The following is a 13848-nucleotide window of genomic DNA, read 5'->3' on the forward strand; positions in this document are numbered from 1 at the left end:
CTCGGGAGTGCGTCGTACGCCTGGTCTGTCGGTGGGTGGTGGTACGGCTGCTCCGTCGGCGGCGAGTCCTCGGGCCCACTGGCCGCGCGGCGGTTTTCGTTCCCCGGCCCCGCCCCTTCCCGAAACCGGGGGCAAGCCCCCGGACCCCCTGACCGCGCTCCGCGCGGTGTCCTCGAACGCCGGACGGGCCGGGTGGCGCGGACCGGGCGGAGCTGGGGAACAAGTCCCCGCTCAGCCCTCGCCGTGCCGCACCGGGCAGGTGAGAGGCGCGGTCTTCGCCGTCGACGGTGAAGGCCGCACGTCGCGTGAGTGCACGTGGACCATGACGTCGCGCAGCGGGCGCAGGGAGATGACCGGGGAGCCGTACTGGAGGGAGTCGCCGGGGACGCGGCTGATCCGGAAGCGCTGGTTGATCATCGCGACGATGGCGCGCAGTTCGAGCAGGGCCATGAAGTTGCCGACGCACTGCCGCGGGCCCGCCCCGAAGGGGAAGTAGGCCATGCGCGGGCGCTCCTTGACGGCCTCGGGGGTGAAGCGCTGGGGGTCGAAGGCCATCGGGTTGTCCCAGTGACGGGGGTTGTGGTGGGACACCAGCGGAGAGAGCAGGATCGAGGAGCCGGCCTCGATGCCGTAGCCGTCGAGTGTGTCCGGGCCGACGGCGGCGCGCGGGAAGATCCAGATGGGCGGGTGCATGCGCAGGCTCTCGTCCACCACCATCCTGGTGTACGTCAGTTCCTCGGCGCTCCGGGCGTCCGGCAGGGTGCCGCCGAGCACGCGGCCGATCTCGCCGTCGACCTCCTCCTGGATGTGGGGGTGTTCGGCGATGGCGATCAGGGTCCAGAAGAGCGCGACGGCGGTGGTCTCGTGACCCGCGAGGTAGACGGTGAGGAGCTCGTCGCGGATCTGCCGGTCCGTCCAGGGGCGGCCGGTGGCGGGGTCCTCGGCCTGTTCCATCAGGGAGATCAGCGAGCCCTCGCCGGTGCGCGCGTAGCCCGCGCGGACGTCGGCGACGATCCGGTCGAAGACCCGGTGGATGCGGGTGATCTTCCGCTGCCGGTCGGTGGGCACCCAGGAGGGCAGCATCTCGGAGGCCGTGCCGCGGCGGAACATGACCTCGACGACGTCGTCGACGATGAGCTTCAGCACGCGGGAGGACGGCTTGATGTCGTAGGCGAACAGCGAGCGGCTGAGGGTGACGAGGGTGAGCCGGAGCATCTCCGTCATCAGGTCGACGGGTTCGCCGCGGGCGGCCTTGCCCTCCCACTCGTCGAGCATCTCGGTGGTGGCGCGGGTGATGTTGGGGATGATGTCGGCGACGGCGTTCTTGAGGAACACCGGCTGGACCGCGCGGCGGTGCCCGCGCCAGAATTCGCCGTCGGTGGTGAGCAGTCCCTTGCCCATGACGACGCCGAACTGCTCGTAGAGCGGGCCGCGTACGTAGTTGCCGTTGTTCTCCACCAGTACGCGGCGCACGGCTTCGGGGCTGGTGACCTGGTGGACCGTCATGGGCCCGAGGCGCATGCGCACGACCTCGCCGTGGTCGCGCTGGAGGCCCAGCAGGAATTCGGCGGTGTTGCGGCGCCAGGAGCCGAGGCTGCCCAGGACGGGCACGCCTTTGGGGCCGGGGGCGGTGGCGGTGATGGTGGGGCTGACGGTGGTGGCGGTCATCGTGCGTCCTTACGGGTCGTGGCGGTCCGTACGGGCCGGGGCGGGACCGGCCGGGCGCTCTTCCCCGGCACGGGGAAGGCGCGCCGCACGAAGAGGTTGTCGAAGACGGCGTCCGGTGCGAGCCGGCGCAGCGCGAGGGTGCTGTGGGCGAGGAAGCCGACGGGGTAGCGGGCGCGCGGGTGGCCGCTGCGGACCGCGCGTTCGATCGTGCGGGCCACGTCGTCGGCCTGGATGGTGAAGGTGCCGGCCAGCGTACGGCGGCTGCCGGTGTAGATGGCGTCGAAGTATTCGGCGGTGCGGCGGCGGAAGTCCGCGTAGACCTCGCTGACGGGGCGGAAGTTCGCCACGTACGTCGCGCCGAAGTCGGTGGTGCGGACCGGTCCCGGTTCGATCAGCACCACGCGGACGCCGAAGGCGGCGACCTCCAGCCGCATGGCGTCGCTGAGCGCCTCGACGGCGTGCTTGGACGCCTGGTAGAGGCCGCCGCCCGGGACGGCGTAACGGCCGAAGATGGACGAGACGTTGACGATGGTGCCGGTGCCCGCCGCGCGCATGCCGGGGAGGACCAACTGGCTGAGCCGGGCCAGCCCGAAGACGTTGGTCTCGAACTGCCGGCGCATGTCCTCGATGCCGACCTCCTCGACGACCCCGGAGACGGCGAAGCCCGCGCTGTTGATCAGGGCGCCGACCGCGCCGTGCTCCGCTTCGACGGTCTCGACGGCCGCGCGCATGCTCTCCTCGTCGGTGACGTCCAGCGCCAGCGTCCGGATGCCCTCGGCGGTGAGCTCGGCCAGGGTCTCGGGCCTGCGGGCGGTGGCGTACACGACCATGCCGGCCCGGTGCAGCCGCCGCGCGGTGGCCCGGCCGATACCCGATGAACAGCCGGTGATCAGCACCGGAATCGGAGACGTCATCAAACTCTCCCGCCTTTTCTCGCACCCCACTGCGAGGTGTGTTCCCGCAAGGGTTCTCGTGGTATCAATGAGGGCACCGCAGGGCGGCATTCAGGGTTTCCGAAAAACTATTCCGAAGGACCCGGGGAAGGATCCGCATGTATCACCGAATCGTTGCCGCGAAACTACGCAAAGCCTTTGCTCAGATCGACTCCGGGGACTGGCAGTCCATGGTGGACACGCTGGCCCCGAAATTCACTTATGTCTTCTACGGGGAGCATGCGCTGTCCGGCGAACGGCACACCCGCGAGGCGATGAGCCTGTGGTGGCAGCGGGTCTTCCGGCTCATTCCGGAGGCCCGTTTCGAGCCGCTGGAGATCATCATTTCCGGCGGCCCCTGGCTGACCAAGGTGGCCACCCGGGTGAAGATCGGCGGCCCGCTCCCGGACGGCACCCGCTACGACAACGTCATGACGCAGTTCCTCTATCTGAAGTGGGGCCGGATCACCGAGATCCACACCCTGGAGGACACCGTCGTCCTCCAGCGCGCCCTGGACGCCATCGCCGCCTCCGGAAACGCCGAGGCGCACGCCGCGCCCATCACGGACGCGGACGCGCGCGCCGTCCGGCGGGGCTGACGCGCGGGTCCCGCCGGCCCCGGTGCCACGACCGCGTGGCGCCGGGGCCGGGCGCGGTCAGCCCAGGGCGCCGAGCTGCTTGGCCAGCTCCAGGCCGTCCAGCGAGAACCAGCTCTCCACGATGATCCCGTCGCGGAACTCGTCGATGACGATCCCGCTCACGGAGAACTCCCGGCCGATGGCCGGCACGCCCTCGTAGGGCTCACCGGTGTGGGTGCCGCTGGCGGTGAACCGGCTGACGACCTTGTCGCCCTCCAGGATCCAGTCGTCCACCACGACCTTGAGGTCGGGGAAGGACGCGCGCTGGAGCCGCACCCACTCCTTGAGGTGCTCCACGCCCTCCTTGCCGTTGGGCGCGGTGCCGTGGCTGATGTGGTCGTCACCGGCGCCCTCGTAGATGACGTCGAGATTTCCCTTGTTGAGGCACTCCTCGTAGTAGCGCTCCAACACCGCCTTGTTCTCCTGCAACGTCGACATACAAACCGCTCCAATTTCTCTCGACAAAATCCTACGGTTATTTCATGGGCATACGGCGACGACTCCGCAATGCCATGACGGTGGCATTGCACGCTGGTTATGTCAACCGTTTCCGAGCGGCCCGGGAAAACCCGAGACCGTGAGTACGGGAAGCCCCGACACCACGCTTTTCGCGCGCCATACCCCGAGGGCCGGATCGCCCTCGACGACGGAATTCCCCTGCTCCTCGGAATGCAGGGTGACGCGGCCGACGGCCAAGGGGTCGACGGCGACCGAGAGGCCCGCCCGCGCCTTCGCGCACAGCCGCACGACGTTCTCCAGGACGGAGACGGCCAGCGCGGTACGCGGCACGCTGGGCGTCGCCCAGAGGTCGTTGGAGGCGCACGGCCGCACCTCGGCCGACCAGCGGCCGTCGGGCAGTTGCGTCCAGGCGGCGGCCGGGACCACCGACGAGCGCCAGCGCAGCATCGGCGGCCCGGAGCTCCACGTGGTCGTCCGCGCGACGTCCGGCCGCGGTGGGGCGGGCGGGCGCGTGTCCCCCGGTTCGTAGACGACCCGCAGGCTCGCCCGCGGCCCGTCGGGGCCGTCGTCCGGCCGCCGGAAGGACACGTCGACCACCCAGGTGCGGCCCTCGCGGGTGCCGGTGATCTCCCGCTCCCAGACGGTGGTGGGGCCGTCCAGGCGCAGCAGCTCCAGGGGTACGACGATCCTTTCGAGGCAGTCGACGCGCAGCGCGGGGAAGTCCTCGGGGACGATCCACTCGGCGCCCCGGACCGCGTTCTCCAGCAGCAGGCTCACCGGGACCGCCTCGACGCCGTCCATGAGGAAGTCCATCAGGACGGGCGCCTGTTCGCGGTCGAAGGTCACGCGCGAGACCATCCGGCTGTGCGGCTGGTAGGTGACGACCTCCCCCAGGTGGTAGATCTTCGGGAAGGTGTCGGTGAAGCCGGGCAGGTCGGGCACGATGGGGTAGCCGATGGCCTGGCCCGGGTCGATCGCCGCGCCCAGCGGGCCCACGAAGGTGACCTCGCCGTCGGAGCCGGCGGCCAGCTCCGCCTGCCACTTGGCGAGGCCGTCGGTGACGTCGATGGCGGCCATGTAGCGCAGCGTCGCCGAGAAGTTGGCGATCAGGCCGATGCGGTCCCAGGTCGGCCAGGCGAGCGTCATCACGGGGAAGCCGGCCCGGCTGCTCGCCCAGCGGCCCAGGCGCGCCAGCCCCTCGTTGGCCGCGGCGTATTCGAGCTGGCCGACCATGCCGCCCAGCCGTCCGGTGAGGGAGCCCACGTTGCAGAAGAACTTCAGCGGATGGCCGCGGAGTTCGCCGAAGAGGTTGGCGAAGCCCTCGATCTTCGTGCGGACGGTGGCGAGGACCTCGTCGTCCGTCTTCTTGGGCAGCCGTGCCGCGGTGTCGACCCCGGCGTTGTGCACGACTCCGGTCAGCGTGGCGCCCTCGCGGGCGATGAGGTCGCGGACCTGGTCGCGGTCGGTGAAGTCGCACCGGGCGTAGTCCACGCGCAGCCCGCGCGCACGGGCGCCGGTGACGTTGGCCGCGAGCTCCCACAGGCGGCGGATCCGGGCGATGTCCCGCCGGGTCCCGGCGGGCGGTCGGCCGCGGTTGTCGGCCCACACCTGCTTCTCGTAGACCTTCAGTTCGGCCTCGTCCATGCCGGACCACGGCTCGTCGCCGGTGGGGAAGGGCTCCCGGCCGGTCACGACGACCCGCAGGCCGTGGCGCTCGGCGAGGGTGCGGGCCAGCTCCCAGCCGATGCCCCGGCCGCCGCCGGAGATCAGCACGCTGTCGTCGGGGCCGAGTTCGACGACGGGTTCGCCGGCCGGGCGGGCGGAGGGGGTGAGGGTCAGGCGCCGGCCGTCGCGGTAGCCGACCTCCAGCTCGCCCGGCCGGCCCAGCTCGGCGGCGACGATGCCGGGCAGTTCGTCCACGGCGGACAGGGCGATGTCGACGACGCGGGCGTTGCAGTTGGGGAACTCCCGGTGCAGCGTCTTCGCCAGGCCCGCCCAGATGCCGCCCAGCGGCTGCGCGAGGTCGTCCTGCGGGTGGTGGCCCATCCCGCCGCCGAGATAGGTGACGGCGAGGTAGAACAGGCGGCTGGCCGAGGTCTCCCGGGCCCAGTCGTCGTAGTGCTCGCGCAGGGCGCCGACGGTGCGCAGCAGCGGTTCCCGCCAGGCCTCCGCGGCCCCTCCGCCACCGGGGACGCGGCCGACGGTGAGGTCGACGATCGCGTCCACGGGCCCGCCCGGCGCCCGCCGGCGGACGAGGGCGCCGCGCTCGGTCAGGGCCCGCTCGACGGCGGTGGCGGTCTCGGCCTGCTCCCTCTCGTCCGCGAGAAGCAGGACGCGCATGCCCGTGAGCCGGGCGGGCTCGCCGAGGCGCGGCGGCAGGTTGGTGAGCTGCCACACCATGCGGGTCATCGGCTGGACCGCTGTGTCAGGCGCGGCGGGCCCGGCCGTCGTCTGGGGGGACTCCATGGTCATGCCCCTTTCCGGTCGGGCGCGTCGAGGGCCACGGCCTCGCCCGTGCGGGCGTCGACGTAGCCGATCAAGGTCGCCTGGAGGTCCTTCATCTGGAGGAGCATGCGGCCGTCGGGCCGGGTCGCGACGAAGCGGTTGTCGACGCGGTCGGCGGCCAGGTCGAAGCCGGGCGGTGTGGCGTAGAGGTCGATCCGGTCCTCGCCGGTGGACAGCACGTGGTCGTTGGCCTCCTCGTAGAGGTCGATGCGGCGGATCGCCAGCGGTGCCGCGACGGGCACGAGGTGGCCGTCGACGAGGTCCAGCACCCCGACCCGCGCCAGGCCGTCCAGCAGGACGCACGGGACGGTGAACCGGGCCCACGCGGGGTCGTCCTCCGGGAGCGCCAGGGCGTAGCGCCCGCGCTTGCCCTGAGGGTGGATGCGGGTGTCGGTGGTGGAGACGAAGGGGCCGGTCAGCTTCACCGGCGAGCCGGGCTGGTGGTACGGGTCGGGCACCGGGGTGTCGTCGGCGGTGTCCCAGTGCTCCCAGCGGGGCGCGGCCGGGAAGGCGTCGGCGAGCAGGACGCGGGCCGCGAAGTGCACCCGGTCCGCGATCAGGACGGCCCCGCTCGGCGCGACCACGTCCTCGGTCACCAGGACCCGCACGACGGTGGCGTCGCCCTGCTCCCCGGTGATCTCGGCCTTGATGCGCTTGGGCCGGGCCGGCAGGTCGCGGTAGACGCGCAGGAAGTGCTCGAACCGCAGGTCCTCGAAGGCGATGACGTGCTTGCCGGGCACCAGGTGCCGGGCGGCCTCCGCCGCGAGCTCGGTGACGAAGGTGCCGGGCAGCGTCGGTTCGCCGCGGACGGTGTGGTGCTCCAGGTAACCGTCGGTCTCCAGATCGAAGCGGCACTCGAACACCGCGGACTTGGCGTCGGACTCGACCACGCGACGCAGGAAGAAGCCGGGGTCGCGGCCCGTGAGGTAGCCGGGGTAGAAGGTCTCCACCGTGGCCTGTTCGGCCTCGCCCAGGTGCACGACCGAGGGCCGCCGCACGGGGGCGTGGAGTTCCCGCACGAAGTGGTGGACGCCTTCGGGGACCGGCATGTTGCTGTACGAGCCGGCCCGCTCGTAGTACGCCTTCGTCAGCTCGTTGGCGCCCATGCCGACGCTGGCCCACAGGGTCCAGCCGATGGTGACCTCGGCGTGGTCCGTGGTGGCCGCCGCGTAGGTGGAGGCGCTGCTCAGGAAGTCGTTGGCCGAGGCGTAGTCGGCCTCCCCGAGCTGCCCGAAGTAGCCGAGCAAGGACCCGAAGTTGCACCACAGGCGGGGCGGTGCGGAGCGCAGCGCGTGCTTCAGGTTGAGGTAGGACTCGACCTTGAGGTCGCGGATGGAGGTGAACTCCGCGAAGTCCTTGTCCCTGATGAGCGCGGAGCGCTGGAGACCCGCGGCGTTGACGAGCAGGTCGACGCGGCCCTGCTCGGCGAGGACGCGGCCGATCGCCTTCTCGACCTCGGCACCGTCGCGCATGTCGCAGGTCAGGTAGGTGACCCGGTCGGCACCGCTGTGGGCGGCCATCGCGTCCAGGTTCTGACGGGCGGTGCGGGCGTTGACCATCCGGTCGAATTCCTTGTTGATGCCCGCGACCGTCCGGCCCCCGCGCTTGGCGAGCTCGGAGGAGATGAACGCCTTGCGGCCCGCCGCGAACTCCTCGTCGCTCCCGGCGTAGACCGAGGGCGGGTAGGTGTCGAGGGAGTTGCTGCCGAACACGTAGATCCGCGGGGCGAACCGCTCCGCGAGCGCCTTGAGCACCTCGGCGGTGATGCCGCGGGCGCCGCCGGCGACGACGACCACGGAGTCCCGGCCGAGGACGAGCGGGGTGTCCGCGCCCAGGTCGTTGGGCTCGTCCTTGAGGCGGTACACCCGGCGGTCGCCGTCGGCGTCGACGACGACGGGGAAGTCCCGGCGCGCCCGGCTCTCCGCCTCCACCCGCTCCACGGCCTCGCCGACGTCGGTGGCCGAGGTCAGCAGGGCGAAGCCGGTGGCGTCCGGGAGTTCCAGTCCCGCGGTCTTCAGCAGGCCGGTGAACAGGCCGGAGAAGGGGTGCGGGGTGCCGTCGCACACCGCGCCCTGGAGGAGGACGACGAGGGAGGAGCCGGGGCCCGACAGGTCCTCGTAGGCGTGCTGCACGGCCAGGTAGGCGGCGCTGTGCAGGGCGAGGAGCGCCGGGGAGCCCTCGGTGAGTGCCTGCCCGGGGGCCACCGCGCGGCTCAGGTCGCTGAACACCCGCAGCCGGGTGACCGGCTGCCCGGAGCTCGCCAGCGCCTCGCGGACGGCCTCGGGCGTGACCTCCGGCAGGTGGTGCCAGTTGGGGCGCGGGGCGTCGAGCGGCGTGGTGGACAGGACCGTGAGCCCGGTGGCGCCCCGGCCCGCGGCGCGGGCGAGGAGGCCGGGCGCGTCCGTGACGACGGCCGTGCCGGCCGCGAGGAAGGGGATCGCCTCCCGTACGGTCACGGGCGGCGCGGCCTCCAGGACGGGCACGTGGCGGCGGACGCGCAGCGGTGTGCCGGCCTCCGTGCGCTCCTGCGAGAGGAAGCCCTCGGGGAGCGTGCCGGTGGTCGCGCCGGTGTCCTGCGCCGGGGCGGAGCCGGCCTTGTCCGCGGCCTCGGCGGGTTCGCCGGGGACGGTCAGCCGGAGCCGGGCACCGGCGCCTCCCTTCGCGTGCTCGTCCTCCTCGCAGGAGAGCACGACCGTGCCCGCGGGACCGTGCAGCGCCTTGAGGACGGCCAGGCCCCCGGCCGCGCCCAGATAGCGGGCGTTCTCGGGTGCCGAGGAGCCGCACAGGAGGGTGTCGCGGTGCGTCTCCGCGCCGCCGAGCGCCTCGTCGACGTACGCGAGGACCGGCAGGCCCGCGCGCTCGGCGCGCTCCTCGGTGGTGAGGGCGAAGAGGAAGCCGCCTTCGGCCAGTTCCGTCGCGTGCTCCGGGAGGAGATCGCCGATCAGGGACCGGTATTCGGGCAGGCTGTTGCCGTTGATGCCGCCCGCCAGCGCGAAGTCCAGTTCACCGGTGCGCAGGTAGCGGCTCGCGGAGGTGATCGACGACAGGGCGGAGGCGAAGCCGGAGTCCATCGTCATGTTGGGGCCGTGGAGGTCGAAGTAGTTCGCCACGCGGGCCGAGATGATGTTGGGCATCTGTCCGGGGAAGGAGTCCTCGTTGGACTCCGGGATCATCGAACGCACCCGCTCGCGCAGTCGGTCGAGGATCCGCGGCACGGCGGTGGAACCGGCCCGCGGCGAGTCGGCGAGCGCCCGCTCGACGTCGTCGAGGTAGCAGCGGTTGGCGTAGAGCATCGCGGCCCGGGTGGGGCCCATGTGACCGACGAAGACGCCGGTCTTGGCGGCCTGCTCGCTCCAGAAGTCGGGCATCTGGTCGCGGAGCTGGTGCGCGCACTCCAGGATCATCAACTGGCAGCGGTCGAGGGCACGGATCGTCTTCGGAGGGAGCCGGACCTTGCTGAAGGGCGGCGGCGGGTAGTCGGCGCCGAAGCTGTCGAGCGGCCGGCGGCCGCCGGACAGCCAGTTCGCGACCTCGTCGCGCCCGTCGAGGCCGGGCAGGTGGGCCGACCAGCCGACGATGGCGACCCGGCGCTCGGTGTCCGGGGTCTTGGTGGCGGGGGTCTCCGCCGCCTCGGCGGGCGGCAGCGGCCCGGAGACGATCAGGTGGGCGTTGGTGCCGCCGAAGCCGAAGCCGGAGACGGCCGCGAGCCGGGGCCGCTCGGCGCTCTCCGGCCACTGCCGCGGCTCGGAGGTCACCTCCAGCTCGGTCTCGTCGAGCCGGAAGTCGGCGCGGGGGTCGCTGAAGCGGAACTGCCCGGGGATGGTGCGCTCCTCCAGGCCCTTCAGGCTCTCGATGAGCGAGACCACGCCGGCCGCCCAGCCGGTGTGCCCGATCAGGGACTTGTTGGAGGTGACGACGGTGGGCCGGGAGGTGCCGAAGTGCTCGCGCAGGGTGGTGAACTCCGCGAGGTCGCCCGCGGGGGTGCCGGTCGCGTGCGCGTTGATCCACTGCACGTCGTCGCCCTCGACCTCGCCGGCGTCGAGCGCGCGCCGCACGGCGAGGCTCTGCCCGTCGGAGTTCGGGGCGTAGATCGCCTTGCCCTTGCCGTCGGAGGACGAGCCGAAGGCGCGCAGCACACCGAGGACACGGTCGCCGTCGCGTCGGGCCTTGCTCAGCCGCTTGAGGACGACGAGGGCGGCGCCGTCGGCGAAGATGACACCGTCGGCGCTCTCGTCCAGGGCGTGCACCTTGCCGCTCTTGGAGAGCCCCTGGAGCTTGGAGAAGAGCACCGTGCCGCGCGGCGCGAGGGCGAACGCCCCGCCGCAGACGGCGATGTCCTGCTTGCCCATCAGCAGGCCCTTGGCCGCGATGTCGATGGCGTAGAGGGACGAGGAGCACGCGGTGTCGACCATGTGGAGCTCGGTGGACGGCGGGAGGATGCCCTCCATCGCCAGCTCGCCGACCCGGTGCGGCAGGAAGCGCGCGGGGTCCTGCCCGCCGCGCCGGTAGCGCCGGGCGAGCGCCTCGTCGATGTCGTCGCGCAGCCCCTGCCGCTCCCCCGCCGGTACGTCGAGGTCGTCGACGATGCCGTGGGTGAGGCGGGTCAGGCTCTGCAGGACTCCGGCCTCCTCCAGGTGCTGGCTGCCGTCGGGGGTGTAGCCGACGACGAAGGAGGCACTGTCGGTGGGGCTGTGGCTGACCCCGTCGAGCGCCTGCACCAGGCTGTGGCGCAGCCACTGCGTGGTGAGCTCCTGCTGGTCGGCGCCGCCGGGCATGCCGTCCAGGGCGCCGTCGGCGGGCGTGAAGCCGGTGATGAAGACACAGTGGTCGGCGTACGCCTTGTCCTCGGCCGCCAGGTCGGGCGAGTGGAAGCTCTCGTGCTGCCAGCGGTCCCGGGGGACCTTGACGAAGAGCTCGTCCCCCGTCATCCGCAGCTTCCAGAACTCCTCGGGGCTGTTGGCCCCGGCGACGGCCATGCCCATGCCGACGATGGCGATCGCGTCGTCACCGTCCTCGGGCTCCGGCTCCGGCTCCGGTACTGCCTCGGGCACGGACACAGGCTCGGGCCGTACGGATTCGGCCGTCTCCCGCGCCGCCGAATGCCGTTCCACCGGCTGCTCTTCCGCCGGTCGCTTCTCCGCCGGTCGCTTTTCCGCCGCTTCGAGCGCCGGCGGGGAGAGCAGGGACGCGCCGAGGGTGAGACCGCCGTCGGCCAGGATGACCTGGCCGGTGATCCACCGGGAGTCGTCGGAGGCGAGGAAGGCGACGACGGACGCGAACTCCTCCGGCGTGCCGAGCCGCCCCAGCGGCGTGGCCCGCGCGATGACCTCCTGCATCTCGGCGGCCCGGGGGAACTTGTCCGCCACCGCGCTGCTCAGCATGGCGGCGGAGGCCGTGTTGACCCGGATGTTCAGCGGCGCCAGTTCGACCGCGAGGTAGCGGGAGGCGGCTTCGGCCGCGGCCTTCGCCGGGGCGCAGGCGAGGTAGTTGGCCATCACCATCTGGGAGCCGCCCAGTGCGGAGACCGTGACGATGGAGCCGCCGCCCGACCTGCCCATCAGCGGTGCCGCGGCCCGCGCGCAGCGCAGTCCGCCCTTGAGGTTGGTGTCGAGTGCCTTGTCGAGGTGCGCGTCGGTGGTCTCCTCGAGCGGCAGCAGGGCGCCGTCGGCCGCGTTGTTGATCAGGATGTCGAGGCGGCCGTGCAGCCGGTCGATCTCCGCGAACATCCGGTCGACCTGGTCCTGCCGCGCCACCGAGGCACGGACGAGGTCGACCCGGACGCCGTCGGCGACCAGCTCGTCGCGGGTCCGCTTGGCCTGGTCGTGCGAGTGGAAGTAGTTGAGGACGATGTCGGCACCGCGTGCGGCGAGTTCCCGCACGATCGCCTTACCGATCCCCTTCGACCCGCCGGTGACCAGGGCCACCTTGCCGGTGAGGTCTTTCATGGAGCCATGTCCTTACTCACGTCTAGCGAGGAAACGAGCGGGGCTGTGGGCGTGCGGTGGTCAGGCCGCGCCGGCGTGCTCGCGGGCGCCGCTCAGCTCGGCGAGCACGAAGTCGGCGATCGTGTCCATGGTGTTGTAGTTGGAGAGGCGGAAGCCGGACTCGCGCGGCGGCAGGCCGTAGCGCTCGGAGACGCGGGAGAGCAGCTCCACCTGCTTGACGGAGTCGACGCCCAGCTCGGCCTCCAGTTGCACGCCGCCCTCGAAGACCTCCTCGGGGTACTCCAGGGCCTCGGCGTAGAGGGCGCGCAGGGCGGCGAAGACCTCGTCGCGGTCCGGCCCGGTGCTCGCGGCGGGGACGGTCGCGGCGGGGGCGGGGGCGGTCGCCGGGGCGGCGGCCGCCTCGGCGGGGGCCGCGGGCACGGCAGCGGGCACGGCGGCGGGCACGTTCTCCCGCTGGAACGCGGCGAGTTCGTCGCGCACGTAGACCAGGACGTCGTCGCCGTGCTTCGCCCAGTACGCCTCGAAGACGTCGGCCGGCACCGCCGGGGCCAGCAGCCCGCCGAGGGTGGGGGCTCCGGCGGCGTGCGCGAGGCCCGCCTCCCGCAGGACGTCCAGGGTGGCGCCGAGGGCGAGGCGGCCGCCGCCGTCGAGGGCGAGCGTGGCCAGGGCGCGCACGTCGGAGCCCTGGGTGAGCCGGGTGACGAGCTTGGTCAGCGCGGGGCGCCCGCCCGCCTCCACGAAGGTGGTGACACCGGACTCCTGGAGGTGGCGCACCGCGGTCGCGAACCGGACCGGCTTGACGAAGTGCTCCGCCAGCAGGTCGGCCAGGGCGTCGTCGGGCTCGTAGTAGCGCTGGAGGATCGGCGAGTAGACCGGGCGGTGCAGCGGGTGCTGGTCCAGCTTGCGGACGTACGCGGCGAACTCCGGGACGGCCGGGGCCAGGGCGGGGGTGTGGAAGGGGAAGGGCGCGTCGATCTCGATCGCGTTGATGCCCAGTTGCCGGGCGATGGCCGTGACACGGTCCAGGACCTTGTCCGGGCCGCTCACCACGGTCTGCTCGTCGTGGTTCTCGGTGGCGACGGCCAGCAGCGGCTCGTTCACCAGGTCAAGCAGCAGGCGGACGCGGTCGGCGCCGGCGGTGAGGGCCAGCATGCGGCCGTCTATGCCCTGCTGCCGCTGGATGACCGCCACGCGCTGGGCGACGATGCGCACGCCGTCCTCGACCGAGAAGGCGCCCGCGGCCACGAGGGCGGTGATCTCACCGAGGCTGTGGCCCGCGAGGACGTCCGGCTCGACGCCCTGGGCGGCGAGGGTCTCGTACGCGGCGAGGCCCGCGGCGTAGATGGCCACCTGCGAGACCCACGAGTCGTCGGCGAGCAGCTCGCCGAGGTCCGCCTTCTCCGGGCCGAACAGGGTGTCCGTGATCCGCCGCGCGAAGAGGTTCTGCGTCTCCGCGTCGATCCGCTCGAATACCCGGCGGATCTGGGGGTAGCTCTCCTTGGCCATGCGCAGCGCCGCGCTGTCGAAGCCGCCCTGGCCGGGGAAGAGGAGTGCGGTGTTCTGTGCCATGCCGATGTCTCCGTTGCTTGTGTGGGTGCGGGGGGTTCCTTGGTGCGCACGGCCGCGCCGCGTGTCCTCGGTCGCCGGACGGGCTCGGATCAGCGGACCGCGGTCCGCGTCCGCGGGCATCACGTGGCCGGG

At 72.4% G+C, this 13848-nt stretch carries 7 protein-coding genes; 1 reads left to right on the forward strand and 6 read right to left on the reverse strand.

Translation table 11 applies throughout. The annotated features are described in order from the left end of the window. Positions 1-231: 231 nt before the first annotated feature. Positions 232-1668: a cytochrome P450 gene (locus ACZ6X9_RS28600; RefSeq protein ID WP_469780896.1), complete on the reverse strand. Its 1437-nt coding sequence runs from the start codon at positions 1666-1668 to the stop codon at positions 232-234. After that, positions 1665-2582 carry an SDR family NAD(P)-dependent oxidoreductase gene (locus ACZ6X9_RS28605; protein WP_469780897.1) on the reverse strand — a complete coding sequence of 306 codons (918 nt, stop codon included), beginning with the start codon at positions 2580-2582 and terminating at the stop codon, positions 1665-1667. The genes ACZ6X9_RS28600 and ACZ6X9_RS28605 overlap by 4 nt, the downstream gene beginning before the upstream one ends. A gap of 137 nt (positions 2583-2719) precedes the next feature. On the opposite strand from ACZ6X9_RS28605, the gene ACZ6X9_RS28610 reads away from it, so the two are divergent. After that, positions 2720-3199 carry a nuclear transport factor 2 family protein gene (locus ACZ6X9_RS28610; protein ID WP_469780898.1) on the forward strand — a complete coding sequence of 160 codons (480 nt, stop codon included), beginning with the start codon at positions 2720-2722 and terminating at the stop codon, positions 3197-3199. Positions 3200-3256: 57 nt separating this feature from the next. Here ACZ6X9_RS28610 and ACZ6X9_RS28615 read toward each other — a convergent pair whose 3' ends face one another. From ACZ6X9_RS28615 to ACZ6X9_RS28630, 4 genes are all read right to left on the reverse strand, one after another. Beyond that, the gene (locus ACZ6X9_RS28615; RefSeq protein ID WP_469780899.1) at positions 3257-3676 is read right to left on the reverse strand and encodes an ester cyclase; all 420 of its coding nucleotides are present in this window, start codon (positions 3674-3676) and stop codon (positions 3257-3259) included. A gap of 102 nt (positions 3677-3778) precedes the next feature. Next, positions 3779-6163, reverse strand: a complete 2385-nt coding sequence (locus ACZ6X9_RS28620) for a KR domain-containing protein (protein WP_469780900.1) — start codon at positions 6161-6163, stop codon at positions 3779-3781. Between the two features lie 2 nt (positions 6164-6165). Continuing rightward, the gene (locus tag ACZ6X9_RS28625; protein WP_469780901.1) at positions 6166-12147 is read right to left on the reverse strand and encodes an SDR family oxidoreductase; all 5982 of its coding nucleotides are present in this window, start codon (positions 12145-12147) and stop codon (positions 6166-6168) included. 60 nt (positions 12148-12207) lie between these two features. Next, positions 12208-13716, reverse strand: a complete 1509-nt coding sequence (locus ACZ6X9_RS28630) for an acyltransferase domain-containing protein (protein ID WP_469780902.1) — start codon at positions 13714-13716, stop codon at positions 12208-12210. Positions 13717-13848 lie beyond the last annotated feature (132 nt).

Source organism: Streptomyces sp. NPDC052910 (genome assembly GCF_055585605.1).

Bases quoted from the DNA above. Each gene is read 5' to 3' on its own strand.
- ACZ6X9_RS28610 (WP_469780898.1), top strand. From the start codon at position 2,720: ATGTATCACCGAATCGTTGCCGCGAAACTACGCAAAGCCTTTGCTCAG.
- ACZ6X9_RS28605 (WP_469780897.1), bottom strand. From the start codon at position 2,582: ATGACGTCTCCGATTCCGGTGCTGATCACCGGCTGTTCATCGGGTATC.
- ACZ6X9_RS28600 (WP_469780896.1), bottom strand. From the start codon at position 1,668: ATGACCGCCACCACCGTCAGCCCCACCATCACCGCCACCGCCCCCGGC.
- ACZ6X9_RS28620 (WP_469780900.1), bottom strand. From the start codon at position 6,163: ATGGAGTCCCCCCAGACGACGGCCGGGCCCGCCGCGCCTGACACAGCG.
- ACZ6X9_RS28630 (WP_469780902.1), bottom strand. From the start codon at position 13,716: ATGGCACAGAACACCGCACTCCTCTTCCCCGGCCAGGGCGGCTTCGAC.
- ACZ6X9_RS28615 (WP_469780899.1), bottom strand. From the start codon at position 3,676: ATGTCGACGTTGCAGGAGAACAAGGCGGTGTTGGAGCGCTACTACGAG.
- ACZ6X9_RS28625 (WP_469780901.1), bottom strand. From the start codon at position 12,147: ATGAAAGACCTCACCGGCAAGGTGGCCCTGGTCACCGGCGGGTCGAAG.